Consider the following 24035-nt stretch of genomic DNA (forward strand, 5'->3'; position numbering starts at 1 on the left):
ACCCGCTGGCGGCTCCATGCATTTGGAGTGACACCATGTCCCGCAAGACCCCCATCGAGCGCTACCGCAATATCGGTATCTCGGCGCACATCGATGCCGGCAAGACCACGACGACGGAACGTATCCTGTACTACACCGGTGTGAACCACAAGATCGGCGAAGTGCACGATGGTGCGGCCACGATGGACTGGATGGAGCAGGAGCAAGAGCGCGGCATCACCATCACGTCGGCCGCGACGACCTGCTTCTGGAAGGGCATGGACATGTCCTACCCTGAGCATCGCTTCAACATCATTGACACCCCCGGGCACGTCGACTTCACCATTGAAGTCGAACGTTCCATGCGCGTGCTGGACGGCGCCTGCATGGTCTATTGCGCCGTGGGTGGTGTGCAGCCCCAGTCGGAAACCGTCTGGCGCCAAGCCAACAAGTACAAGGTGCCGCGTCTGGCCTTCGTGAACAAGATGGACCGCACGGGTGCCAACTTCTTCAAGGTCGTGGACCAGATGAAGACCCGCCTGAAGGCCAACCCCGTGCCCGTGGTCATCCCCATCGGCGCGGAGGAAAACTTCAAGGGCGTGGTGGACCTGTTCAAGATGAAGGCCATCATCTGGGACGAAGCTTCCCAGGGCATGAAGTTCACCTTCGAAGAGATTCCCGCTGACCTGGTCGAAGTGGCCCAGGAATGGCGGGAGAAGATGGTCGAGGCGGCTGCCGAGGCCACCGAAGAGCTGATGAACAAGTACCTCGAGACGGGCGACCTGACCGAGGAAGAAATCAAGCTCGCGATCCGCAAGCGCACCATCGCGACCGAGATCCAGCCGATGCTGTGCGGCACCGCGTTCAAGAACAAGGGTGTGCAGCGCATGCTGGACGCCGTGATCGACTTCCTGCCGTCGCCGCTGGACATCCCGCCGGTGGCTGGTACGGACGAAGATGATCAGCCGATCACCCGTCAACGTACGGACGACGAGAAGTTCTCGGCGCTAGCCTTCAAGCTGATGACTGACCCGTATGTCGGCCAACTGACCTTCGTGCGCGTTTATTCGGGCGTGCTGCAGTCGGGCGCTACCGTGTACAACCCGGTCCGCGGCAAGAAAGAGCGTATCGGCCGGATCCTGCAGATGCACGCCAACCAGCGTGAGGAAATCAAGGAAATTCTGGCTGGTGACATCGCGGCCTGCGTGGGTCTGAAGGACGTGACCACGGGCGAAACCCTGTGCGACCCTGACAGCATCATCACGCTGGAACGCATGGTGTTCCCGGAGCCGGTGATCTCGCAGGCTGTCGAGCCGAAGACCAAGGCCGACCAGGAAAAGATGGGTATCGCGCTGGGCCGTCTGGCTGCTGAGGATCCGTCGTTCCGCCTGCGTACCGATGAAGAGTCGGGCCAGACCATCATTTCCGGCATGGGCGAGCTCCACCTGGAAATCATCGTCGACCGCATGAAGCGCGAGTTTGGCGTGGAAGCCAACGTGGGCAAGCCGCAGGTTGCTTATCGCGAGACGATCCGCAAGTCGGTGTCCGACGTCGAAGGCAAGTTCGTGCGTCAGTCCGGTGGTAAGGGTCAGTACGGTCACGTCGTGTTCTCGATCGAGCCGCAAGAAGCCGGTAAGGGCTTCGAGTTCGTCGACGCCATCAAGGGCGGCGTGGTGCCTCGCGAGTTCATCCCCGCGGTCGAAAAGGGTGTGATCGACAGCCTGCCGAACGGCGTGCTGGCCGGCTACCCGGTGGTGGACGTGAAGGTCACGCTGACCTTCGGTTCGTACCACGATGTGGACTCGAACGAAAACGCGTTCAAGATGGCCGCCTCGATGGGCTTCAAGGAAGCTTGCCGTCGCGCCAGCCCCGTGATCCTCGAGCCGATGATGGCCGTGGAAGTCGAGACGCCGGAAGACTATGCTGGTACGGTGATGGGTGACCTGTCCAGCCGTCGCGGCATGGTGCAGGGCATGGACGACATGGTCGGTGGTGGCAAGATCATCAAGGCAGAGGTTCCTCTGTCCGAGATGTTCGGCTACTCGACCTCGCTGCGTTCGGCCACGCAAGGCCGTGCGACGTACACGATGGAGTTCAAGCACTACAGCGAAGCTCCAAAGAACGTCGCCGACGCGATCGTCACTGCTCGCGCGAAGTGATGAGTTTGAGCTGGTGCCCCCGGGCGCCGGCTCTTTTCGTTCTTTGATTTCCAGATTCGTCTTCGCAGAGGCTCTCCCGGTTGCCAGTCGCCGGGGTCCAAGGGCACTGCGGAAACGCTAAACCAACAGACTGGCGAATGCTCTTTCTTGGAGATTTGAAATGGCAAAAGGCAAGTTTGAACGGACCAAGCCGCACGTGAACGTGGGCACGATTGGTCACGTTGACCATGGCAAGACCACGCTGACGGCTGCGATCGCGACCGTGCTGGCTGCGAAGTTCGGCGGCGAAGCGAAGGCCTACGACCAGATCGATGCGGCCCCGGAAGAAAAGGCGCGCGGCATCACGATCAATACCGCACACGTGGAATACGAGACGGCCAACCGCCACTACGCCCACGTGGACTGCCCCGGACACGCTGACTATGTGAAGAACATGATCACCGGTGCGGCGCAGATGGACGGCGCGATCCTGGTGTGCTCGGCCGCTGACGGCCCGATGCCCCAGACCCGCGAGCACATCCTGCTGGCACGTCAGGTCGGTGTGAAGTACATCATCGTCTTCCTGAACAAGTGCGACATGGTGGACGACGCCGAGCTGCTGGAGCTGGTGGAAATGGAAGTCCGCGAGCTGCTGAGCAAGTACGACTTCCCTGGCGACGACACCCCGATCATCAAGGGTTCGGCCAAGCTGGCGCTGGAAGGCGACAAGGGCGAGCTGGGCGAAGGCGCGATCATGGCGCTGGCCGATGCGCTGGACTCGTACATCCCCACGCCTGAGCGTGCTGTGGACGGCGCGTTCCTGCTGCCGGTGGAAGACGTGTTCTCGATCTCTGGTCGTGGCACCGTGGTGACCGGTCGCGTCGAGCGCGGCATCATCAAGGTCGGCGAAGAAATCGAAATCGTCGGCATCCGCGATGTTCAGAAGACCACCGTGACCGGCGTGGAAATGTTCCGCAAGCTGCTGGACCAAGGTCAAGCGGGCGACAACGTGGGCATCCTGCTGCGCGGCACCAAGCGTGAAGACGTCGAGCGCGGCCAAGTGCTGGCCAAGCCCGGCTCGATCAAGCCGCACACCCACTTCACTGCTGAGATCTATGTTCTGAGCAAGGAAGAAGGCGGCCGTCACACCCCGTTCTTCAACAACTACCGTCCCCAGTTCTACTTCCGTACCACGGACGTGACCGGTGCCGTGGAGCTGCCGAAGGACAAGGAAATGGTCATGCCTGGCGACAACGTCAGCATCACCGTGAAGCTGATCGCTCCGATCGCCATGGAAGAAGGTCTGCGCTTCGCTATCCGTGAAGGCGGTCGCACCGTCGGCTCGGGCGTCGTGGCCACCATCATCGAGTAATTTTTTTGCTGCACACCGCCGGATGCTCGGCGGGTCGTTAGCTCTGTTTGAGTTGACGCCTGTTGGGTCCCGGCGGCGCTTACAGCTGCCTCCGCAATGTCTTCGGCGTTGCGTCGCTCTTTGAAGGAAAAGTCATGTCTACCAAGCAAAAGATCCGCATTCGGCTCAAGGCCTTCGATTACAAGCTGATCGATCAATCGGCCCTGGAAATCGTGGACACCGCCAAGCGTACCGGCGCGATCGTCAAGGGCCCGGTGCCCTTGCCGACTCGCAAGGAACGTTTCGACATTCTGCGTTCGCCGCACGTCAATAAGACGTCGCGCGACCAGTTTGAAATTCGCACTCACCAGCGTCTGATGGACATCGTCGATCCGACCGACAAGACGGTGGACGCGCTGATGAAGCTGGACCTGCCGGCTGGTGTGGATGTCGAGATCAAGCTGCAGTAATGCGGTTTCACGGTGGCGCTGAGGCGTCATCGTTCGAAGTGGGGGCGAGCTCGCACTTCTTCAAAAGGCAGCCTTTGGGCTGCCTTTTTTCATGGCGATTTGAACGCTCGTGCAGGCTTGGCTTGCGGCGCGCGCAACGTTGGCGCTATACTCCGCAGCTTTTCCGCGCCAGGATTTCTTGGTGCGGCTTCGTCGCATCGTGCGGATGCAAGTGTCGGGGCCTTTACCTCTGCGCTTGTAGATCAGCGATGCTTGTCAGCCCGGCCAACCGATGTCGGGTGTGTGAAATGACTGTCGACCGCTGCAGTGGTGTCTCCATTGCGTGTTCGGAAGTCAGGAGAAAACCATGAGTCTTAGCAAACGCCGCCTCGGCTTGCTGGGCCGCAAGGTGGGCATGATGCGCGTGTTTACGGCGGACGGTGATACCGTGCCCGTGACCGTGCTGGATGTGTCCAACAACCGCGTCACCCAGATCAAGACCGACGAAAACGACGGCTACAGCGCCATCCAAGTGACCTACGGTGCCCGCAAGGCCTCCCGCGTCACCAAGCCTGAAGCGGGTCACCTCGCGAAGGCTGGCGTCGAAGCCGGCGAAATCCTCCAAGAATTCCGCGTTGAGTCGGATGTTGCCGCCGAATACAAGGCCGGCGCGCAAGTTCCGGTCACGCTGTTCGCTGCTGGCCAGAAGGTCGATGTGCAAGGCACCTCGATCGGTAAGGGCTTCACCGGCACCATCAAGCGCCACAACTTCGGTTCGCAGCGCGCTTCGCACGGTAACAGCCGTTCGCACAACGTTCCTGGCTCCATCTCGATGGCGCAGGATCCCGGTCGTGTGTTCCCTGGCAAGAAGATGTCGGGCCACCTCGGCGACGTCACCGTGACCGTTCAAAACCTGGACGTCGTTCGCATTGACGAAGCCCGCCAGCTGGTTCTGGTTCGTGGTGCCGTTCCTGGCGCACGTGATGGATTCGTCGTGATCCGTCCGGCCGTCAAGGTCAAGGTCAAGAAGGGAGCCAACTGATGCAACTCGAGCTCCTGAATGAGCAGGGTCAGGCCACGTCCAAGGTGGACGCTCCTGACACCATTTTTGCTCGTGACTACAACGAAGCCCTGGTGCACCAGGTGGTCGTGGCCTTCCAGGCCAACGCTCGCCAAGGCACTCGCGCCCAACTGACACGTGCTGAAGTTCGTCACTCGACGAAAAAGCCGTTCCGTCAGAAGGGTACTGGCAACGCGCGTGCTGGTATGACCTCCTCGCCGCTGTGGCGTGGGGGCGGTCGCATCTTCCCGAACAAGCCTGACGAGAACTTCTCGCACAAGCTGAACAAGAAGATGTACCGCGCTGGCATGGCTGCGATCCTGTCGCAACTCGCTCGCGAAGGTCGTCTGGCTGTGGTGGATTCGATCTCGATCGAAGCCCCGAAGACCAAGCTGCTGGCTGCCAAGCTCAAGGGCATGGGTCTGGATCACGTGATGGTGATCTCCGATCAAGTGGATGACAACCTGCTGCTGGCCTCGCGCAACCTGCCGAACGTGCTGGTTGTGGAGCCGCGCTACGTCGATCCGCTGTCGCTGGTCTTCTACAAGAAGGTCCTGGTGACGAAGGCCGCGATCGAGCAATTGAAGGAGATGCTGGCATGAGCGCGCCCAAGTTTGCTGAAGGCCGTCTGGCCAAGGTGCTGCTCGCTCCGATCGTGTCCGAAAAGGCCACGATGGCTGGCGAAAAGCACAACCAAGTCCTGTTCAAGGTGCTGCGCGACGCAACGAAGCCGGAGATCAAGGCCGCTGTTGAACTGATGTTCAAGGTCGAGGTCGAGGCCATCAACGTTGTGAACGTGAAGGGCAAGGCCAAGCGCTTTGGTGGCCGTCTGGGCCGTCGCGACCACGTCAAGAAGGCGTACGTGTCGTTGAAGGCGGGCCAAGAGCTCAACTTCTCCGGGGAGGCTGCGTAATGGCCGTCGTTAAAGTCAAGCCTACTTCGCCTGGCCGTCGTGGCGTGGTGAAGGTGGTGCATAAGCACCTGCACAAAGGCGCTCCCGAGGCTTCGCTGCTCGAGCCGCAGAAGCAAAAGTCTGGCCGTAACAACAACGGTCACATCACGATGCGCCACAAGGGCGGTGGTCACAAGCACCACTACCGCGTGGTGGACTTCCGTCGCAACAAGGATGGCATCCCGGCGAAGGTTGAGCGCATTGAATACGACCCGAACCGTACGGCTCACATCGCGCTGGTGTGCTATGCCGACGGCGAGCGTCGCTACATCATCGCGCCGCGCAACCTGGAAGTGGGTTCGTCCATCGTGAGCGGTGCTGAGGCTCCGATCAAGGTCGGCAACACGCTGCCTATCCGCAACATCCCGGTGGGTTCGACGATCCACTGCGTGGAAATGCTGCCAGGCAAGGGTGCACAGATCGCTCGTTCCGCTGGCGCCTCCGTGGTGCTGATGGCGCGTGACGGTTCCTACGCACAGCTGCGTTTGCGCTCTGGCGAAGTCCGCCGCATCCACATCGATTGCCGCGCCACCATTGGTGAAGTGAGCAACGAAGAGCATAGCCTGCGTCAATACGGCAAGGCCGGCGCCATCCGCTGGAAGGGCATCCGCCCGACCGTGCGTGGTACCGCCATGAACCCGGTCGACCACCCGCACGGTGGTGGTGAGGGTCGTACGGGTGAAGGTCAGGTGCCTGTGTCGCCGTGGAACACCCTGACGAAGGGCTACCGTACTCGTAACAACAAGCGCACGCAGACTTTCATCGTCTCGCGTCGCAAGAAGTAAGGGGTAGACCAACATGGCTCGTTCCCTCAAAAAGGGTCCCTTCGTGGACCACCACCTGATGGCCAAGGTCGATAAGGCTGTTGCCATCAAGGACAAGAAGCCCATCAAGACCTGGTCGCGTCGCTCGACGATCCTGCCCGAGTTCATCGGTCTGACGATCGCCGTGCACAACGGCAAGCAGCACGTGCCGGTTTATGTGTCTGACCAAATGGTCGGCCACAAGCTGGGTGAATTCGCACTGACCCGCACCTTCAAAGGCCACCCGGCCGACAAGAAGGCCGGGAAGAAGTAAGGATGCCGACGATGGAAACCAAAGCAATCGTTCGTGGCGTTCGCCTTTCGTGTGACAAGGGTCGCCTGGTGGCTGACCTGATCCGCGGCAAGAAGGTGGACCAGGCGCTGAACATCCTGGAATTCACCCAGAAGAAGGCCTCGCTGATCATCAAGAAGGCGCTGGAATCGGCTATTGCCAATGCTGAGCACAACGACGGTGCCGACATTGACGAGCTGAAGGTCACTTCGATCTATGTGGAGCAAGGCACCACGCTGAAGCGTTTCTCGGCCCGTGCAAAGGGTCGTGGCAATCGCATCAGCAAGCCGACCTGCCACATCTTCGTGACCGTCGGCAACTGAGGCTGAAGGAAGACTATGGGACAGAAAATTCATCCGACTGGCTTCCGCCTGCCCGTCACCCGTAATTGGGCGTCGCGCTGGTACGCGAACAACCAGAACTTCGCCACGATGCTGGCCGAAGATCTGCAAGTTCGCGAGTTCCTGAAGGCCAAGCTGAAGAACGCCGCCGTTTCTCGCATTCTGATCGAGCGTCCCGCCAAGAACGCACGCATCACGATCTTCTCGGCTCGTCCGGGCGTCGTGATCGGCAAGAAGGGCGAAGACATCGAAAACCTGAAGGCCGAGCTGACCAAGCGTCTGGGCGTGCCGGTGGCCGTGAACATCGAAGAAGTGCGCAAGCCTGAAATCGATGCTCAGCTAATCGCCGACTCGATCACCCAGCAGCTGGAAAAGCGCATCATGTTCCGCCGCGCCATGAAGCGCGCGATGCAGAACGCGATGCGCCTGGGCGCCCAGGGCATCAAGATCATGTCTGCCGGCCGTCTGAACGGCATCGAAATCGCTCGCACCGAGTGGTATCGCGAAGGTCGTGTGCCGCTGCACACCCTGAAGGCTGACATCGACTATGGCTTCTCCGAAGCCAAGACCACCTACGGCGTTATCGGCGTGAAGGTGTGGGTGTATCGCGGTGACCGCCTGGCCAATGGCGAGGCTCCCGTGATCAACACCCCTCCGGGTGCTGAAGATGATCGTCGTCCGCGCCGTAACGCCCGTCCGGGCGCCCCGGGTGGCCGTGGTCGTGGCGACAAGCCCGCCGAAGGCGGCGACAAGCCCGCTGCCAAGCGTGTGGTGCGTAAGCCCGCCGCCGCTCCGGCTGGCGAGGCCAAAGGAGAATAAACATGCTGCAACCTGCTCGTCGCAAATACCGCAAGGAGCAAAAGGGTCGTAACACTGGTGTGGCGACCCGCGGCGCGTCCGTCGCTTTCGGTGATTTCGGTCTGAAGGCCACCGAGCGCGGCCGCATCACTGCTCGTCAGATCGAAGCGGCTCGCCGTGCCATTTCGCGCCATATCAAGCGCGGTGGCCGGATCTTCATCCGCATCTTCCCTGACAAGCCGATCTCGCAAAAGCCTGCTGAAGTCCGGATGGGTAACGGCAAGGGCAACCCGGAGTACTACGTGGCTGAAATCCAGCCCGGCAAGGTGCTCTACGAGATCAACGGTGTGCCTGAGGCACTGGCGCGCGAAGCGTTCACGCTGGCCGCTGCCAAGCTGCCCCTGCGCTGCACGTTCGTGACTCGCCAGCTCGGCGCCTGATTGGAGATACCCCATGAAAGCATCTGAACTGCGCGCCAAGGATGTGGCTGCCCTGGAAAAGGAAGTCACCGACCTGCTGAAGGCTCACTTCGGTCTGCGCATGCAAAAGGCGACGCAACAACTGACCAACACCACGGTGCTGGGAAATACGCGTCGTGACATTGCCCGCGCCAAGACCATCCTGGCCGAGAAGAAGGGAGCCGCGAAATGACGCAAGCTCAAGAAAAGAACACCCGCACCCTGGTGGGTCGCGTGGTCAGCGACAAGCGAGCCAAGACCGTCACGGTGTTGGTTGAGCGTCGCGCCAAGCACGAGCTGTACGGCAAGATCGTGGCCCGTTCCCGCAAGTACCACGCCCATGACGAAAAGGGCGAGTACAAGATGGGTGACGTCGTCGAGATCGCTGAGGGCCGTCCGCTGTCGAAGACCAAGAGCTGGGTTGTGACCCGTCTGGTTGAGAAGGCGCAACTGGTCTGATCGTTGAGGCTGCCGCGCGTCAGTGCGGTGGCCAAGACAAGGGGCGTTTAGCGCGCCCCTGACCCAAGTGGCTGGATTGCCGGTTAAACCCGGCAGCCGGCCATTTTTCGTTTTTCACGGCACACTCTGCCGCCTTCTAATCTCAATCATTCAGGAGCTTCCCATGTTGAAAGTGGCTGACCGACTGCCCGCTGGCACCCTGCAGGAATTCATCGAAGTGGAAGGCGAGGGCTGCTCTCTGGGGCCCAACACATTCGACATCGCTGCTCTCAGCGCCGGCAAGACGATCGCGATTTTTGCCCTGCCTGGTGCGTTTACCCCGACCTGCTCGGCTCAGCACGTACCCGGTTATGTGGAGAAGGCGCACGAGTTTCGATCCGCCGGCGTGGACGAAATCTGGTGCATCTCGGTGAACGACGCGTTCGTGATGGGCGCCTGGGGGCGCGACCAGAAGACTGCGGGCAAGGTGCGCATGATGGCCGACGGCAGTGCTGCATTCACCAACGCCGTAGGGTTGCCACTGGACCTGACCGCCCGTGGTATGGGTGTCCGGTCTCAGCGCTACTCGATGCTGGTCAAGGATGGTGAGGTGAAGACGCTGAACGTGGAAGCGCCTGGAAAGTTTGAGGTGAGCGACGCCGCCACACTGCTTGCGCAGGCGCGGTCTCTTTGACGCTTCAACTCCTTGTTGACAGGCGGATTGTGCGTGCCGCATAATCCGCAGCTTCGCCGAACGGTGGTGCCGTCTTGCTAGACGGGTTGCGTGACTAGCGCGCGTGACAGCTGCCTTCGGATCTCGGTTTCTTGCCCATGAAGGCCAGACGCGGGTCGCCGCTAAAGCGACAGGTGAATGGCTTACGGGCCCAAGACTGACCGCTCTGGATGGCTGCGATGGTCGCAGTTGCCTGAGCGGGAAAAGTTGGGGACAGACATGATCCAAATGCAATCGCGACTCGATGTCGCGGACAACACTGGCGCCAAGTCCGTCATGTGCATCAAGGTGCTTGGCGGTTCCAAGCGTCGGTATGCCCATATTGGCGACATCATCAAGGTCAGCATCAAGGAAGCTGCTCCGCGCGGCCGCGTCAAAAAGGGCGAGGTCTACAACGCGGTTGTTGTGCGCACCGCCAAAGGCGTGCGCCGTCAAGACGGCTCCCTCGTGAAGTTCGACGGCAATGCCGCCGTGCTGCTGAACGCCAAGCTGGAGCCCATCGGCACCCGCATCTTCGGCCCGGTTACGCGTGAACTGCGTACCGAGCGATTCATGAAGATCGTGTCGCTGGCGCCTGAGGTGCTCTAAGCCCCGCTCAGACAAAGGTATTGCCATGAACAAGATTCGCAAAGGCGACGAGGTCATCGTTCTGACCGGCCGCGACAAGGGTAAGCGCGGCACCGTGACGCTGCGCGTCGACGCTGACCACGTTGTGGTCGAGGGCATCAACGTCGTCAAGAAGCATGTGAAGCCCAACCCCATGAAGGGGACTACGGGCGGCATCGTTGACAAGTCCATGCCCATCCATCAATCCAACGTGGCGATCTTCAACGCCGCCGCCGGCAAGGCCGATCGCGTGGGCATCAAGCTCGCCGACGACGGTAAGCGGGTGCGCGTGTTCAAGTCGACCGGCGAAGAGATCAAGGCTTAAGGGGTTAGACATGGCTCGTTTGCAAGCGTTTTATCGCGAAAAGGTCCTGCCTAGCCTGACCGAGAAGTTCGGCTACAAGTCCGTGATGGAAGTGCCGCGCATCACCAAGATCACTCTGAACATGGGTGTGAGTGAGGCGGTCGCCGACAAGAAGGTCATGGACCACGCTGTGGGTGACCTGACCAAGATCGCCGGCCAGAAGCCAGTTGTCACGAAGTCGAAGAAGGCAATTGCCGGCTTCAAGATTCGCGACGGCGTGCCGATCGGTTGCATGGTCACTCTGCGCGGCGCGCAGATGTACGAGTTCCTGGATCGTTTCGTGACCGTGGCTCTGCCGCGCGTTCGTGACTTCCGCGGCATCTCGGGTCGTTCGTTCGACGGTCGTGGCAACTACAACATTGGCGTCAAAGAACAGATCATCTTCCCCGAAATCGAGTACGACAAGGTGGATGCTCTGCGTGGTCTGAACATCAGCATCACGACGACTGCCAAGACGGACGACGAAGCCAAGGCACTGCTGGCAGCGTTCAAGTTCCCCTTCAAGAACTGAGGTGACCTGTGGCAAAACTCTCGATTAAGCAACGTGAGCTGAAGCGCGCCCAACTGGTCGCCAAGTACGCCAAGAAGTATGCGGAACTGAAGGCCATCATCGACGACAGCAAGAAGTCGGACGAAGAGCGCTATCTGGCCCGCCTTGAGCTGCAGAAGCTCCCGCGCAATGCCAACCCGACCCGCCAGCGCAACCGCTGCGAACTGACTGGCCGCCCGCGCGGCACGTTCCGCAAGTTCGGCTTGGCTCGTAACAAGATTCGTGAGCTGGCCTTCAAGGGCGACATCCCCGGTGTCGTCAAGGCCAGCTGGTAATCGGCAGGTTTAGGAGATTTCGTATGAGCATGAGTGATCCTATCGCCGATATGCTGACCCGTATTCGCAACGCCCAAAGCGTTGAGAAGGCCAGCGTCGTGATGCCTTCGTCGAAGCTGAAGGTCGCGATCGCCAAGGTCCTGAAGGACGAAGGTTATATCGATGATTTCGCGGTGCGTGGCGATGCCGCCCGTCCCGAACTCGAGATTGCGCTGAAGTATTACGCCGGTCGCCCGGTGATCGAGCGCATCGAACGCGTGAGCCGTCCCGGCCTGCGCATCTACAAGGGCCGCCACGATATTCCCCAGGTCATGAATGGCCTGGGTGTGGCGATCGTCACCACGCCGAAGGGTGTGATGACCGACCGCAAGGCACGTCAAGCCGGTGTCGGCGGCGAAGTGCTCTGCTACGTCGCCTAAGCGCAAGGAGAGACAGACAATGTCCCGCGTAGGAAAAATGCCGGTCGTCGTCCCGCAAGGCGTGGAAGTGACGATCGCTGCTGAAAAGATCAGCGTCAAGGGCGCCCAGGGCACCCTGTTCGTGGCCGTGCACCCGCAGGTCACGGTCAAGTTGGACGGCGGAAAGCTGACCTTCGTTCCTGTCAACGAGTCGGCCGAGGCTGATGCGATGAGCGGAACGATGCGCGCACTGCTGGCCAACATGGTCAACGGTGTCAGCAAGGGCTTCGAGAAGAAGCTGAACCTGGTCGGCGTGGGCTTCCGCGCTCAGGCCCAGGGTCAGAAGCTCAACCTGCAGATCGGCTTCTCTCACCCTGTGGTGAAGGACATGCCGGCCGGCATCAAGGTCGAGTGCCCGACGCAGACCGAAATCCTCATCAAGGGTGCGGACCGCCAGGTCGTGGGTCAGATCGCCGCCGAAGTGCGCGCGATTCGTCCGCCTGAGCCCTACAAGGGCAAGGGCATCCGCTACGCTGATGAAAAGGTCTCCCTCAAAGAGACCAAGAAGAAGTAAGGAGCCGTGCCATGCTGAACAAGAAGGAACAACGCCTGCGTCGCTCGCGCCAAACGCGCGTCCGCATTGCGCTCCAGCGTGTGGCCCGTCTGACGGTCTTCCGCTCCAACCTGCACATTTACGCCTCGGTGATTTCCGAAGACGGTCAGCGCGTGCTGGCCAGCGCTTCGACCGCCGAGAAGGAAGTGCGCGCTCAACTGGGCGCCGATGGCAAGGGCGGCAACGTTGCTGCCGCGACGCTGATCGGCAAGCGCATCGCCGAGAAGGCGAAGGCTGCTGGGATCGAGAAGGTTGCTTTCGACCGCGCAGGCTTCGCTTATCACGGCCGAGTCAAGGCTCTGGCCGAAGCTGCCCGCGAAGCCGGCCTGCAGTTCTGACGCTCAAAGGATTTAGAAATGGCAAAGTTTCAACCTCGCGCTCAGACCGAAGGCAATGACGACGGCCTGAAGGAAAAGATGATCGCGGTCAACCGCGTCACCAAGGTGGTGAAGGGCGGCCGTACGCTGTCGTTCGCTGCACTGACGGTGGTCGGCGACGGCGATGGTCGCATCGGCATGGGCAAGGGCAAGGCCAAGGAAGTTCCGGTCGCTGTTCAAAAGGCGATGGAATCCGCCCGCCGCAACATGATCAAGGTGCAGCTGCGCAACGGCACGATCCAGCACAACGTGGTGGGTGAACACGGCGCTGCTCACGTGATCATGGCACCGGCACCTGCTGGTACCGGCGTGATCGCTGGCGGCCCGATGCGCGCTGTCTTCGAAGTGATGGGTGTGACCGACATCGTGACCAAGAGCCACGGTTCGACCAACCCTTACAACATGGTCCGCGCCACGCTCGACGCGCTCAAGCGCTGCTCGACGCCTTCCCAAGTGGCGGCGAAGCGCGGCAAGTCGGTTGAAGAGATCTTCAACTGATCGCCGGGAGATAGAGATGTCTGACAAGAAAACTCTGACGGTCAAGCTGGTGCGCAGCCCTATCGGTTGCCGCGCTTCGCACCGTGCCACCGTGGTGGGTCTGGGTCTGCGCAAGCTCAACAGCACAAGCACGCTCGAAGATACGCCCGCAGTGCGCGGCATGATCAACAAGATCGCCTACCTGGTGCAGGTGCTGTAAGGCCCTGAACCAACGAGGAACAAGAGATGCAACTCAATACCATCAAGCCCGCCGCTGGTGCCAAGCACTCCAAGCGTCGTGTGGGCCGTGGCATCGGCTCCGGTCTGGGAAAGACCGCTGGTCGTGGTCACAAGGGTCAAAAGTCGCGTGCCGGTGGCTTCCACAAGGTCGGCTTCGAAGGCGGCCAGATGCCGCTGCAGCGTCGTCTGCCCAAGCGTGGCTTCAAGTCGCTGGCTCGTCCGTTCAATGCGGAAGTGACCCTGAGCGAACTGCAGCAGCTGGCGGGTGAAGAGATCGATCTGCTGACGCTGAAGGCGGTTGGTCTGGTCTCGGACCTGGCGAAGTCCGTGAAGGTCATCAAGTCCGGCGAGATCAGCCGCAAGGTGGTCGTGAAGGGCCTCGGCGTGACGGCTGGTGCGAAGGCTGCCATTGAGGCTGCCGGCGGCTCCGTCGCTTGATCAGCCCAGCACAGGACTAGGCACAGTGGCAAGCAACGCATCCCAGTTGGCCAAGAGCGGCAAGTTTGGTGACCTCCGTCGTCGGCTTGTGTTCCTGGTGCTGGCGCTGGTCGTCTATCGGATTGGCGCACACATCCCGGTGCCCGGCATCGATCCTACGCAGCTTCAGCAGCTGTTCAAGGGTCAGCAGGGCGGGATCCTGAGCCTGTTCAATATGTTCTCGGGCGGCGCTTTGTCGCGCTTTACCGTCTTTGCGCTGGGCATCATGCCCTACATCTCGGCTTCGATCGTCATGCAGTTGATGACGTACGTGGTGCCGAGTTTGGAAGCGCTGAAGAAGGAAGGCGAGGCGGGTCGTCGTCGGATCACTCAGTACACCCGGTACGGCACCCTGGGGCTGGCAATTTTCCAGAGCTTGAGCATTGCTTTTGCGCTGGAGAGCTCGCCAGGGCTGGTGCTGAGCCCGGGTTTCGGATTCCGTCTGACAGCAGTCACCAGCTTGGTGGCCGGCACGATGTTCCTGATGTGGCTGGGTGAGCAGATCACCGAGCGCGGTCTGGGCAACGGCATCTCGATCCTGATCTTCGGTGGAATCGCGGCAGGACTGCCCGGCGCCATTGGTGGGCTGCTCGAGCTGGTTCGTACCGGCGCGATGAGCGTGATCTCCTGCTTGGTGGTGCTGGCGATTGTGGTTGGCGTGACTTACCTGGTGGTGTTCGTTGAACGCGGCCAGCGCAAGATTCTCGTGAACTACGCGAAGCGCCAGGTCGGGAACAAGGTCTACGGTGGTCAGAGCTCGCATCTGCCGCTGAAGCTGAACATGTCCGGAGTGATTCCGCCGATCTTCGCATCGTCGATCATCCTGCTGCCGACCACGTTGGTGAGCTGGTTTGCGACCGGCGACAGCATGCGTTGGCTCAAGGACATGGCAGATGCGCTGCGTCCGGGTCAGCCGATCTATGTGCTGCTGTACTCGGCTGCGATCGTGTTCTTCTGCTTCTTCTACACGGCGCTGGTGTTCAATAGCCGTGAGACTGCAGACAACCTGAAGAAGAGCGGCGCGTTCATCCCCGGGATTCGTCCTGGTGACCAGACGGCTCGGCACATCGACAAGATCCTGTCTCGGCTGACGCTGGCGGGTGCGGTGTACATCACCGGTGTGTGCCTGCTGCCGGAGTTCCTGACGCTGAAGTACAACGTGCCGTTCTATTTCGGTGGAACGTCGCTGCTGATCATCGTGGTCGTCACGATGGACTTCTGGGCGCAGGTCCAGTCCTATGTGATGAGCCAGCAGTATGAGTCGCTGCTGAAGAAGGCCAATTTCAAGGCCAACTGAAGCATCGAACGATCGGAAAATATTAGGACCCTTTTCCAGTAAGTCTCGAAGGTATGGCGAAAGATGACGTCATTCAGATGCATGGTGAGATTGTTGAAAACCTCCCGAATGCAACCTTTCGTGTCAAGCTGGAGAACGGTCATGTCGTTCTCGGTCATATCTCAGGAAAGATGCGGATGCACTACATCCGGATCCTGCCTGGTGACAAAGTGACTGTTGAGCTGACACCGTACGATTTGAGTCGTGCTCGCATCGTGTTCCGGGCGAAGTGAGCTTTTTAGCAACCCCCCGGATTAACGCTGATTGAGCGAACAGAGTAGGTCAAGGAGCAGACCATGAAAGTTTCGGCATCTGTGAAGAAGATGTGCCGCAATTGCAAGATCATCCGTCGCAACGGCGTGGTGCGTGTGATCTGTACCGATCCGCGCCACAAGCAGCGCCAGGGCTGATTGGCCGCACGACTGCAAGCGAATTAGAGGACGCACATGGCACGTATTGCTGGTATCAACATTCCGCCGCATAAGCACACCGAGATCGGTCTGACCTCGATCTACGGCATTGGCCGTACGACCGCGCAGAAGATCTGCTCGAGCTGCGGCATTCCGTTTGACAAGAAGGTCAAGGACCTGACTGACTCTGATCTGGAAAAGATCCGTGATGAAGTCGGCCGTCTGACCATCGAAGGCGACCTGCGTCGCGAGATGTCCATCAACATCAAGCGTCTGATGGACCTGGGTTGCTATCGTGGCTTCCGCCACCGCCGCGGCCTCCCGGTGCGTGGTCAGCGCACCCGTACCAATGCGCGTACCCGCAAGGGCCCGCGCAAGTCGGCTGCCACGGGCAAGAAGTAATCTCTGCGGCAACTGAAGAAAGCTCACCATGGCAAAAGCACCCAATAACTCGGCTGCCCAGCGCGTTCGCAAGAAGGTTCGCAAGAACGTTGCTGACGGCATTGCGCACGTTCACGCATCGTTCAACAACACCATCATCACGATCACCGATCGTCAGGGTGGTGCGCTGTCCTGGGCCTCTTCCGGTGGTCAAGGTTTCAAGGGCTCGCGCAAGTCGACGCCGTTCGCCGCCCAGGTGGCTGCGGAAGTGGCTGGCCGTGCTGCTCAGGAACAGGGCATCAAGAACCTGGACGTCAAGATCAAGGGCCCGGGCCCGGGTCGTGAATCGTCGGTGCGTGCATTGGCCGCGCTTGGCATTCGCATCAACTCGATCTCCGACGTGACGCCGGTGCCGCATAACGGCTGCCGTCCCCAGAAGCGTCGTCGTATCTAAACGGTCGTGTTTCAGGTCGCGTCAATTTGATGCGACAATCCTGGACTCGATTCAGCCGGCTGGCGCGTCAGCGCCTGCCGGCCGTTTTGCTGTAGATGGCGGATCCGCTGTCGCAGCGCAGCCGGTGGCAACACCGGACTTGCTGAAGTCTCCTGAGACTTCATGAAGCCCACCGTCTGAGCCGATAAAAACACTGGCCAGACTCGCGCGTGAATGGTTGGTGCCATTCCGCGTCAGATTGATGAAGGACACGCAAAGTGGCACGTTACCTCGGCCCGAAGGCCAAACTTTCCCGCCGTGAAGGCACTGACCTTTTCCTGAAGAGCGCGCGTCGCGCCATCAGCGACAAGGCCAAGTTCGACACCAAGCCAGGTCAGCACGGCCGGACTTCCGGTCAGCGCACTTCCGACTTCGGCCTGCAACTGCGTGAAAAGCAGAAGGTCAAGCGCATGTACGGCGTGCTGGAGCGTCAGTTCCGCCGCTATTTCGCCGAAGCCGAGCGCCGTAAGGGCTCGACCGGCGTGAACCTGCTGGTGCTGCTGGAATCGCGTCTGGATAACGTGGTGTATCGCATGGGCTTCGGCTCGACCCGCGCAGAAGCTCGTCAACTGGTGTCGCACAAGGGTATCACCGTCAACGGTGAGGTGGTGAACATCGCCTCCTACCTGGTGAAGGCCGGTGACGTGGTGGCTGTTCGCGAAAAGGCGAAGAAGCAATTGCGTATCGTCGACAGCCTGAAGCTGGCCGAGTCGATCGGTCTCCCGGCCTGGGTGGCCGTGGACGCGACGAAGATGGAAGGCGTTTTCAAGAAGACGCCGGATCGCGACGAGTTTGGCGCTGAGATCAACGAGTCGCTGATCGTTGAGTTGTACTCGCGTTAATTCTTTCGTGCTTGCCGAGCGGCCCTTTGCGGGGCCTGCTCGGCTTTTCCTCGTCCGGGCGACGTCAGCTGTTTTGGGGGCGCCCGGTTGGTCCCTCAGCCTTATCGGTGTAACGAACCGAGGGTATTGAAAGAAAGACCTCATGCAAACGAATCTGCTCAAACCCAAATCCATCACTGTGGAGCCCCTGGGCGGTCATCGCGCCAAGGTGATCCTGGAGCCGTTCGAACGCGGCTATGGCCACACCCTGGGCAACGCCCTGCGCCGTGTGCTGCTGTCCTCGATGGTGGGTTATGCGCCGACGGAAGTGACGATCGCGGGCGTGCTGCACGAGTACTCCGCCATTGACGGCGTGCAGGAAGACGTGGTTCACATCATGCTGAACCTCAAGGGCGTGGTGTTCCGCCTTCACAACCGTGAAGAAGTGACGCTGGTCCTGCGCAAGGAGGGCGAAGGTCCCGTGACCGCCGCCGACATCCAGACCCCGCACGACGTCGAGATCATCAATCCCGAGCACGTCATTGCTCACCTGTCGCAAGGTGGCAAGCTGGACATGCAAATCAAGGTCGAGAAGGGCCGCGGCTACGTTCCGGGCAACATGCGCCGTTACGGCGATGAGCCGACCAAGGCCATTGGTCGTATCGTGCTGGACGCTTCGTTCAGCCCGGTCAAGCGCGTGAGCTATGCCGTCGAGAATGCTCGTGTCGAGCAGCGCACCGACCTGGACAAGCTGGTCATGGAGATCGAGACCAACGGTGCGATCTCTCCTGAAGAGGCGATCCGTGCGTCGGCGAAGATCCTGGTCGAGCAGTTGGCCGTGTTCGCTCAACTGCAGGGTACCGACCTGGTCGATGCCTTCGACCAAGCGCCGGCAGCACGCTCCAGCAGCTTCGATCCGATCCTGCTGCGCCCGGTCGACGAGCTTGAGCTGACCGTCCGCTCGGCCAACTGCCTGAAGGCAGAGAACATCTATTACATCGGTGACCTGATCCAGCGCACCGAGACCGAGCTGCTGAAGACCCCGAACCTGGGTCGCAAGTCGCTCAACGAGATCAAGGAAGTCCTCGCCTCGCGTGGTCTGACTCTGGGCTCGCGTCTCGAGAACTGGCCGCCTCAAGGTCTCGACAAGCGTTGATTTTTTGAACGAGGGCGGGTCGAAGATCCGCCCGGTGCCCCCGGCAGTACCTGATCCGGCTGTCGGCAATAACTGAAGGAAGGAAAGCACCATGCGCCACCGTAACGGCCTCCGCAAGCTGAACCGTACCAGCGAACATCGCGCAGCGATGTTCCGCAACATGGCGGTCTCGCTGCTGCAACACGAAGCGATCAAGACCACTGTGCCCAAGGCCAAGGAACTGCGTCGCATCGTCGAGCCTCTCATCACCCTGGCGAAGGAACCGACTCTCGCGAACCGTCGTCTGGCGTTCAATCGCCTGCGCGATCGCGACGTGGTGACCAAGCTGTTCAATGAGTTGGGCCCGCGTTTCGCCACCCGTCCGGGCGGCTACACCCGCATCCTGAAGATGGGTTTCCGTGTCGGCGACAACGCTCCGATGGCGTTCGTGGAACTGGTTGATCGTCCGGAAGCGACCGAAGGCGAAGCCGTCGCTGAATAAGCGGCGCGCGCACCCTGAAAGGCCAGCATTGCTGGCCTTTTTCTTTTTCTGGCCGCCGTGTTCGATCTTCAGTTGCGCGCTGGCAAGGTTTATCGGGCACGCTCGCGAGTTGTTGTGGCGCGGCGGCGCTTCGTGCGGAATTCGATCCCGCCGCGCGGTTGGACAGCGGGTGTTGCCCTTTGACGGAATCGGCACGGCGCGCCCGAGCTAAGCTCCGAGCCTTCTCCTGACGGGTGCGGTTGTTTGAAACACCTAGCCCAGATTCCCGGGGTCTTCTTCCATGTCTCTTGTCCACTTCCTCCGGCGCTTCCTGTTGCCGCTTGCGCTTCTGCTTGGCGCCATGGCCGGCGCGCGAGCCGATGACTTCCTGGATCCTGAGCAGGCATTCAAGCTCAACGTTGAATTGGTCGGCGATCGCCAGGTTCAACTCCGTTTCGACATCGCGTCCGGGTACTACATGTATCGCGACCAGTTCAAACTGGACGCGCCAGGGGCGGCCCTCGGGGCCATCCAATGGCCGACGCCCAAGCGAAAGTTCGACGAGACCTTCCAGAAGGAAGTCGAAACTTACCGCGATCGACTGACGCTGGTCGTTCCAGTGGAGTCGCTCTCGACCGCACCGCTTCGCTTGCGGCTGACCGGTCAAGGCTGCGCCGACAAAGGTCTGTGCTATCCACCGATGGCGAGCGAGCTGGAACTGGGACTTCGAGGTTTTGGCGGAGACGGCGCCATCCGCATTTCGGCAGCCAAGGACGCGATGAGCGGATTCGGACTGTCCAACGCGGTCGCCTCGAGCCCCGTAACCTCACCGGACAGCGGTGCGGCGACGTCTGGTCAGCCAACGGGCCGGCCCGATGCATCGTCGGATGCCGCGTTGGACGAGGTGCTGGCGTCCGGAAAGCTCTGGCTGGTGGTGTTGGTGGCGTTTGGCTACGGGCTGCTGTTGTCTCTGACGCCGTGCGTTCTGCCGATGCTGCCGATTCTGTCTTCCATCATCGTGGGGCAAGGCGGGACGCCGTCCCGCACGCGCGGCTTCCTGCTGGCATTCAGCTATTCCGCAGGGATGGCCTGTATCTACACCTTGCTCGGGATTGCGGCCGGCCTGGCGGGCGAGGGGCTCGCCCCCTATCTGCAGAAGCCCTGGGTGCTGGGCCTGTTCGCGGTGATGCTGGCGGGGCTGTCGCTGTCGATGTTTGGTGTCTATGAGCTCCAACTACCCAGCCGATTCACTGGCGGAGTGTCGGGCGTGAGTCAGCGGCTTCAGTCGGGCCGCCTGATTAGCGTGTTCGTGATGGGTGGACTCTCTGCACTGATCGTCAGCCCTTGCGTGATCGGCCCGCTGGCGGGGTTGCTGCTCTACATCAGCCGCACTCGGGACGTCCTGCTCGGCGGTTCTGCGCTGTTTTCCTTGGCATGGGGCATGAGCGTGCCGCTGCTGCTTGTGGGGCTGTCTGCGGGCACGCTGTTGCCTCGTGCGGGTGCATGGATGGAGAACGTCAAATACTTCTTCGGTCTGATGCTCCTGGCAGCGGCGCTCTGGATCGCGCAGCCAGTGCTTCCCGGGTCGTTGGCTCAATTGCTTTGGGGCGGCTTGTTGATTGGACTGGCCGGGTTGCTCGGACTGTTCCACGCCGCAGAGCCCCATGCGCCTCGTACCTGGTTGCGCAAGAGTGTGGCTTTGGCGGCGGCGGTGTTCGGCCTCGCCCAGTTCGTCGGTGTGGCGGCCGGCGGTACGGACCCGCTCAAGCCGCTTGCCGCATGGACCATCCAGGGCTTGTCCAGCGCCTCGGCGGCCACTTCAGCCAACCCCGCTGCGGCTGCAGACGTCGTGTCTTTCCGGAAGATTTCTAGTGTGGCTGAGTTGGACGAGGCGATCCGAACGGCAGGCAAGCCGGTGATGCTGGACTTCTATGCCGACTGGTGCGTGTCCTGCAAGGAGATGGAGCGATACACCTTTACCGACCCGCGGGTGCAGCGCCGGCTCTCCGGCGCGGTGCTGCTCAAGGCGGACGTGACCGCGAACAGTCCGCAGGACCGTGAACTGCTCAAGCGATTCCGACTCTTCGGACCACCGGGCACCATCTTCTTTGATGCCCAAGGTCAGGAGCAAACCGGCGTGCGTGTGATTGGCTTCCAGAACGCCGATCGATTCCTCCAGTCGTTGCAGGCCGCAGGAATTTGAACGCATCGGTCTATTCGTGCTACACTCTTATTCTTCAGTCGCGGGGTGGAGCAGTCTGGTAGCTCGTTGGGCTCATAACCCAAAGGTCGTAGGTTCAAATCCTGCCCCCGCAACCAGCATATTCAAGGACGTTGACGGCGTTTGAGAATGTCGAACAGAAAGAATCCCACAGGGAATCGATCGTTCAGGCAATTCGACAGCACGACCGAACACGGACTTGATGATTTAAAAAGTCCGGCAGCCCACCAGAGGTTGTAGGGACGGCAGCAAGGCCAGCACCTCGGGTGTTGGCAGCGACAAAACAGTCGCGGGGTGGAGCAGTCTGGTAGCTCGTTGGGCTCATAACCCAAAGGTCGTAGGTTCAAATCCTGCCCCCGCAACCAATAAGGCACGGCAAGTGCATCGAAGGTCCTCCTCGTGAGGGCCTTTTTTTTGCGCGCGTGCTTTCGATACTGATCTGGCGTTGTCGGCGTTGGCGTCTTGTTTCAAAGCCAAAGCCAAAGCCAAAGCCAAAGCCAAAGCCAGAAGCCAGAAGCCAGAAGCCACACCGAGGGCACCCACTGATCCGAGGGTGTTCGACGAGCGTTGGCGTTCTGCGGCAGCTTGGGCGCGGGCCTCGCCCGCCATGTGGTGCCTGTCCGTGCAGCCTACACCTACCTCCTTTGAGAGACGACCCAGTCCGTGAACGGTCGGATAGTGGGCTGGCTGAAACGTCGCATCGCGCAGGACTTGGGCAGGATCAAGCGGTCTCATCGGCTTGAAGGGCATGGACGGACGATTCCGATGCCTGCAAGCGAGCCTGGCCACCGGGGCGTCCAATGCCATCGCATCCTGAGTTCTGACGAATGCGATCCACGCGCGCTCGCAATGGCAAAGGAGAAACGCCATGGCATCAACACTGACCCTGCTTGGACTTGTTCACACGTTGCTGAGCGTCATCGCCATCGTTGCCGGCGCGCTGACGTTGTGGCGCCAAGGGCTGATTCAATGGGCGAACCGCGGTGGTCAGCTCTACGTGGTGATGACGGCACTCAGTTGCCTCACCGGCCTGTTGATCTTCCGGCACGGCGGTTTCGGGCCCCCGCATGCACTGGCCTTGATCACCTTGATCACACTCGCCGTCGGGCTGGGTGCAGAACGGCGTCGATGGTTCGGTGCTTGGTCCGGATATGTGGCGATTGTCGCGATGTCCACCACGTTCTTCTTCCACAGCATTCCGGGCTTCAACGAGACCTTCACTCGCCTGCCCTTGGGGGCGCCTTGGCTCAGCGGGCCCGATGATCCCTTGCTGGGAAAGCTGGTGGGCGGCGCCTTCGTGTTGCTGTTGATCGGACTCACGCTCCAGCTCAGGCGCCTACGCGCCCGGCTTCGCCTGGGCGCGGCGCTGCGAGGCGCGGCGGTCTAAGCCTGGCCTGCGTCACGATGAGCCGCACAGTCGAAGTGACGGGCTGAGGCGCCGTCTCAAGCACCCCGCGTCAGCCTGGTGATGCTGTGCGGCGCAAGGCGCCCGACCATGCGGGCGACTGCCCGGGGGCGATCGTGTCAGGCGACGCGCAAATGCGGGCCGGCATCCGCGGCGGCCACGCGCCCAACCACGGCAGCACTGTCGAAGCCATGACGCTTGAACACCGCCAAGACCTGGTCCAATGACTGCGGAGTACAGGACACCAACAAGCCGCCGCTGGTTTGCGGATCACTGAGCAAAGCCTGGGCCTCCGCAGGCAGGCTGGCGCCCAAGGAGACATCCGCCCCATAGGCCGCCCAGTTGCGCCCGGAAGCGCCCGTGATGAATCCGTCCCGCGCCAGCGCTGGAACGCCCTCCAGCAGCGGCACCGCGGACCAGTCGACCTCCACGCTGCATCCCGACCCTCTGGCCATCTCCAGCGCATGCCCGGCCAACCCGAAGCCGGTGACATCGGTGATCGCATGCACGCCGTCCAGGGCCGCCAACTCGGGACCGGGCGTATTCAGCCGCGTCGTGGTGTCGATCATCCGGCGATACATCGCCGCGTCCAACATGCCCTTCTTCAGTGCGGCTGACATCACGCCCACGCCCAGGGCCTTACCGAGCACGAGCACGTCCCCCGCCTGCGCATCGGCATTGCGCTTCACATGGTCGGGATGCACCAGTCCCAATGCCACTAGGCCATAAATCGGTTCCACCGAATCAATGGTGTGGCCGCCGGCGATCGGAATGCCCGCCTGCCGGCAGACCGATGCACCGCCTTCAAGGATCTTGCCGATCGTGGCCGTGCTCAACACTGAAATCGGCATGCCGACCAAAGCCAGCGCCAGGATGGGCTTGCCGCCCATGGCGTAGACATCGCTGATCGCATTGGTCGCGGCGATCCGCCCGAAATCATGGGGATCGTCGACGATCGGCATGAAGAAGTCGGTCGTGGCGACCAGCGCCTGCTCGTCGTTGAGCCGATAGACGGCCGCATCGTCCGACGTTTCGATGCCGACCAGCAGTTCCTTGGGCACGGGCAGCGACGCCGCGCCCTTGAGGATCTCCGACAGCACCCCAGGTGCGATCTTGCAACCACAGCCACCACCGTGGGAGAGCGAGGTCAGGCGAGGTTCGGTGGACGTGGACATGGCAATCT

General features: G+C 61.1%; 35 protein-coding genes and 2 tRNA genes. 36 read left to right on the forward strand and 1 reads right to left on the reverse strand.

Annotated features, from left to right (window positions below; genetic code table 11):
• Positions 1 to 35: 35 nt before the first annotated feature.
• The 36 genes from fusA (at position 36) to N4261_RS03175 (ending at position 22834) form a co-directional block, all read left to right on the forward strand.
• Entirely contained in the window at positions 36 to 2138 is a 2103-nt protein-coding gene (gene fusA / locus N4261_RS03000; protein ID WP_261758752.1) for an elongation factor G, read from the forward strand.
• 160 nt (positions 2139 to 2298) lie between these two features.
• Positions 2299 to 3489, forward strand: a complete 1191-nt coding sequence (gene tuf, locus N4261_RS03005; RefSeq protein ID WP_261758742.1) for an elongation factor Tu — start codon at positions 2299 to 2301, stop codon at positions 3487 to 3489.
• A 134-nt stretch (positions 3490 to 3623) separates the two neighbouring features.
• Positions 3624 to 3938, forward strand: a complete 315-nt coding sequence (gene rpsJ, locus N4261_RS03010) for a 30S ribosomal protein S10 (protein ID WP_067065169.1) — start codon at positions 3624 to 3626, stop codon at positions 3936 to 3938.
• Positions 3939 to 4284: 346 nt separating this feature from the next.
• On the forward strand, positions 4285 to 4959 hold the full coding sequence (rplC, locus tag N4261_RS03015; protein ID WP_261758753.1) for a 50S ribosomal protein L3: 675 nt from the start codon (positions 4285 to 4287) through the stop codon (positions 4957 to 4959).
• Complete coding sequence (rplD, locus tag N4261_RS03020) at positions 4959 to 5579, forward strand: 50S ribosomal protein L4 (RefSeq protein WP_261758754.1); 621 nt, start codon at positions 4959 to 4961, stop codon at positions 5577 to 5579. The genes rplC and rplD overlap by 1 nt, the downstream gene beginning before the upstream one ends.
• A complete protein-coding gene (gene rplW, locus N4261_RS03025) occupies positions 5576 to 5890 on the forward strand; it encodes a 50S ribosomal protein L23 (protein ID WP_261758755.1) in 315 nt (104 codons plus the stop codon). The genes rplD and rplW overlap by 4 nt, the downstream gene beginning before the upstream one ends.
• Positions 5890 to 6714, forward strand: coding sequence for a 50S ribosomal protein L2 (gene rplB / locus N4261_RS03030; RefSeq protein WP_261758756.1), 825 nt, complete (start codon positions 5890 to 5892; stop codon positions 6712 to 6714). The genes rplW and rplB overlap by 1 nt, the downstream gene beginning before the upstream one ends.
• Positions 6715 to 6727: 13 nt before the next feature.
• The gene (rpsS, locus tag N4261_RS03035; RefSeq protein ID WP_058933599.1) at positions 6728 to 7006 is read left to right on the forward strand and encodes a 30S ribosomal protein S19; all 279 of its coding nucleotides are present in this window, start codon (positions 6728 to 6730) and stop codon (positions 7004 to 7006) included.
• Between the two features lie 11 nt (positions 7007 to 7017).
• Positions 7018 to 7347, forward strand: a complete 330-nt coding sequence (gene rplV / locus N4261_RS03040) for a 50S ribosomal protein L22 (protein ID WP_261758757.1) — start codon at positions 7018 to 7020, stop codon at positions 7345 to 7347.
• A 15-nt stretch (positions 7348 to 7362) separates the two neighbouring features.
• Positions 7363 to 8184 (forward strand): 30S ribosomal protein S3, encoded by an 822-nt coding sequence (gene rpsC, locus N4261_RS03045; RefSeq protein WP_261758758.1) that lies wholly within the window; start codon positions 7363 to 7365, stop codon positions 8182 to 8184.
• Positions 8185 to 8186: 2 nt separating this feature from the next.
• Positions 8187 to 8603, forward strand: a complete 417-nt coding sequence (gene rplP, locus N4261_RS03050; protein WP_261758759.1) for a 50S ribosomal protein L16 — start codon at positions 8187 to 8189, stop codon at positions 8601 to 8603.
• 13 nt (positions 8604 to 8616) lie between these two features.
• Complete coding sequence (gene rpmC / locus N4261_RS03055; RefSeq protein ID WP_261758760.1) at positions 8617 to 8814, forward strand: 50S ribosomal protein L29; 198 nt, start codon at positions 8617 to 8619, stop codon at positions 8812 to 8814.
• Entirely contained in the window at positions 8811 to 9080 is a 270-nt protein-coding gene (rpsQ, locus tag N4261_RS03060; RefSeq protein WP_058933603.1) for a 30S ribosomal protein S17, read from the forward strand. Before rpmC ends, rpsQ begins: the two co-directional genes overlap by 4 nt.
• A gap of 163 nt (positions 9081 to 9243) precedes the next feature.
• On the forward strand, positions 9244 to 9753 hold the full coding sequence (locus N4261_RS03065) for a peroxiredoxin (protein WP_261758761.1): 510 nt from the start codon (positions 9244 to 9246) through the stop codon (positions 9751 to 9753).
• Between the two features lie 258 nt (positions 9754 to 10011).
• On the forward strand, positions 10012 to 10380 hold the full coding sequence (gene rplN, locus N4261_RS03070) for a 50S ribosomal protein L14 (RefSeq protein ID WP_058933605.1): 369 nt from the start codon (positions 10012 to 10014) through the stop codon (positions 10378 to 10380).
• Positions 10381 to 10405: 25 nt separating this feature from the next.
• The gene (gene rplX / locus N4261_RS03075) at positions 10406 to 10723 is read left to right on the forward strand and encodes a 50S ribosomal protein L24 (RefSeq protein WP_261758762.1); all 318 of its coding nucleotides are present in this window, start codon (positions 10406 to 10408) and stop codon (positions 10721 to 10723) included.
• Between the two features lie 10 nt (positions 10724 to 10733).
• Positions 10734 to 11273 carry a 50S ribosomal protein L5 gene (gene rplE, locus N4261_RS03080; RefSeq protein ID WP_261758763.1) on the forward strand — a complete coding sequence of 180 codons (540 nt, stop codon included), beginning with the start codon at positions 10734 to 10736 and terminating at the stop codon, positions 11271 to 11273.
• Positions 11274 to 11281: 8 nt separating this feature from the next.
• On the forward strand, positions 11282 to 11587 hold the full coding sequence (gene rpsN / locus N4261_RS03085; RefSeq protein WP_067065192.1) for a 30S ribosomal protein S14: 306 nt from the start codon (positions 11282 to 11284) through the stop codon (positions 11585 to 11587).
• A 23-nt stretch (positions 11588 to 11610) separates the two neighbouring features.
• Positions 11611 to 12006 (forward strand): 30S ribosomal protein S8, encoded by a 396-nt coding sequence (rpsH, locus tag N4261_RS03090; RefSeq protein ID WP_058933609.1) that lies wholly within the window; start codon positions 11611 to 11613, stop codon positions 12004 to 12006.
• Positions 12007 to 12025: 19 nt separating this feature from the next.
• Positions 12026 to 12559, forward strand: a complete 534-nt coding sequence (rplF, locus tag N4261_RS03095; RefSeq protein WP_261758764.1) for a 50S ribosomal protein L6 — start codon at positions 12026 to 12028, stop codon at positions 12557 to 12559.
• An 11-nt stretch (positions 12560 to 12570) separates the two neighbouring features.
• Positions 12571 to 12936: a 50S ribosomal protein L18 gene (rplR, locus tag N4261_RS03100; protein WP_261758765.1), complete on the forward strand. Its 366-nt coding sequence runs from the start codon at positions 12571 to 12573 to the stop codon at positions 12934 to 12936.
• Positions 12937 to 12954: 18 nt separating this feature from the next.
• Complete coding sequence (gene rpsE / locus N4261_RS03105) at positions 12955 to 13473, forward strand: 30S ribosomal protein S5 (RefSeq protein WP_261758766.1); 519 nt, start codon at positions 12955 to 12957, stop codon at positions 13471 to 13473.
• Positions 13474 to 13489: 16 nt separating this feature from the next.
• Positions 13490 to 13672 carry a 50S ribosomal protein L30 gene (gene rpmD, locus N4261_RS03110; RefSeq protein WP_261758767.1) on the forward strand — a complete coding sequence of 61 codons (183 nt, stop codon included), beginning with the start codon at positions 13490 to 13492 and terminating at the stop codon, positions 13670 to 13672.
• A gap of 26 nt (positions 13673 to 13698) precedes the next feature.
• On the forward strand, positions 13699 to 14130 hold the full coding sequence (gene rplO, locus N4261_RS03115; RefSeq protein WP_261758768.1) for a 50S ribosomal protein L15: 432 nt from the start codon (positions 13699 to 13701) through the stop codon (positions 14128 to 14130).
• Between the two features lie 25 nt (positions 14131 to 14155).
• Positions 14156 to 15466, forward strand: coding sequence for a preprotein translocase subunit SecY (gene secY / locus N4261_RS03120; RefSeq protein WP_261758769.1), 1311 nt, complete (start codon positions 14156 to 14158; stop codon positions 15464 to 15466).
• A 53-nt stretch (positions 15467 to 15519) separates the two neighbouring features.
• The gene (gene infA, locus N4261_RS03125) at positions 15520 to 15738 is read left to right on the forward strand and encodes a translation initiation factor IF-1 (protein ID WP_261758770.1); all 219 of its coding nucleotides are present in this window, start codon (positions 15520 to 15522) and stop codon (positions 15736 to 15738) included.
• A gap of 63 nt (positions 15739 to 15801) precedes the next feature.
• Positions 15802 to 15915, forward strand: coding sequence for a 50S ribosomal protein L36 (gene rpmJ / locus N4261_RS03130; protein ID WP_058933616.1), 114 nt, complete (start codon positions 15802 to 15804; stop codon positions 15913 to 15915).
• 36 nt (positions 15916 to 15951) lie between these two features.
• Complete coding sequence (rpsM, locus tag N4261_RS03135) at positions 15952 to 16317, forward strand: 30S ribosomal protein S13 (RefSeq protein WP_261758771.1); 366 nt, start codon at positions 15952 to 15954, stop codon at positions 16315 to 16317.
• 28 nt (positions 16318 to 16345) lie between these two features.
• Entirely contained in the window at positions 16346 to 16750 is a 405-nt protein-coding gene (gene rpsK / locus N4261_RS03140; protein WP_056194196.1) for a 30S ribosomal protein S11, read from the forward strand.
• Positions 16751 to 17007: 257 nt separating this feature from the next.
• Positions 17008 to 17631, forward strand: coding sequence for a 30S ribosomal protein S4 (gene rpsD / locus N4261_RS03145; RefSeq protein ID WP_261758772.1), 624 nt, complete (start codon positions 17008 to 17010; stop codon positions 17629 to 17631).
• Positions 17632 to 17773: 142 nt separating this feature from the next.
• Positions 17774 to 18766 (forward strand): DNA-directed RNA polymerase subunit alpha, encoded by a 993-nt coding sequence (locus N4261_RS03150; protein ID WP_058933619.1) that lies wholly within the window; start codon positions 17774 to 17776, stop codon positions 18764 to 18766.
• 91 nt (positions 18767 to 18857) lie between these two features.
• On the forward strand, positions 18858 to 19247 hold the full coding sequence (rplQ, locus tag N4261_RS03155; protein ID WP_261758773.1) for a 50S ribosomal protein L17: 390 nt from the start codon (positions 18858 to 18860) through the stop codon (positions 19245 to 19247).
• 280 nt (positions 19248 to 19527) lie between these two features.
• The gene (gene dsbD / locus N4261_RS03160) at positions 19528 to 21429 is read left to right on the forward strand and encodes a protein-disulfide reductase DsbD (protein WP_261758774.1); all 1902 of its coding nucleotides are present in this window, start codon (positions 19528 to 19530) and stop codon (positions 21427 to 21429) included.
• Positions 21430 to 21468: 39 nt separating this feature from the next.
• Positions 21469 to 21545: transfer RNA gene (locus N4261_RS03165), tRNA-Met, on the forward strand.
• Between the two features lie 190 nt (positions 21546 to 21735).
• Positions 21736 to 21812, forward strand: a tRNA-Met gene (locus N4261_RS03170).
• A gap of 503 nt (positions 21813 to 22315) precedes the next feature.
• Positions 22316 to 22834 (forward strand): DUF2306 domain-containing protein, encoded by a 519-nt coding sequence (locus N4261_RS03175; protein ID WP_261758775.1) that lies wholly within the window; start codon positions 22316 to 22318, stop codon positions 22832 to 22834.
• A 137-nt stretch (positions 22835 to 22971) separates the two neighbouring features.
• Here the strand turns inward: N4261_RS03175 and selD are convergent, their stop codons facing one another.
• Positions 22972 to 24027 carry a selenide, water dikinase SelD gene (gene selD / locus N4261_RS03180; RefSeq protein WP_261758776.1) on the reverse strand — a complete coding sequence of 352 codons (1056 nt, stop codon included), beginning with the start codon at positions 24025 to 24027 and terminating at the stop codon, positions 22972 to 22974.
• Positions 24028 to 24035 lie beyond the last annotated feature (8 nt).

Source organism: Roseateles amylovorans (assembly GCF_025398155.2).
In the GTDB taxonomy this organism is placed as follows: Bacteria; Pseudomonadota; Gammaproteobacteria; order Burkholderiales; family Burkholderiaceae_C; genus Roseateles; species Roseateles amylovorans.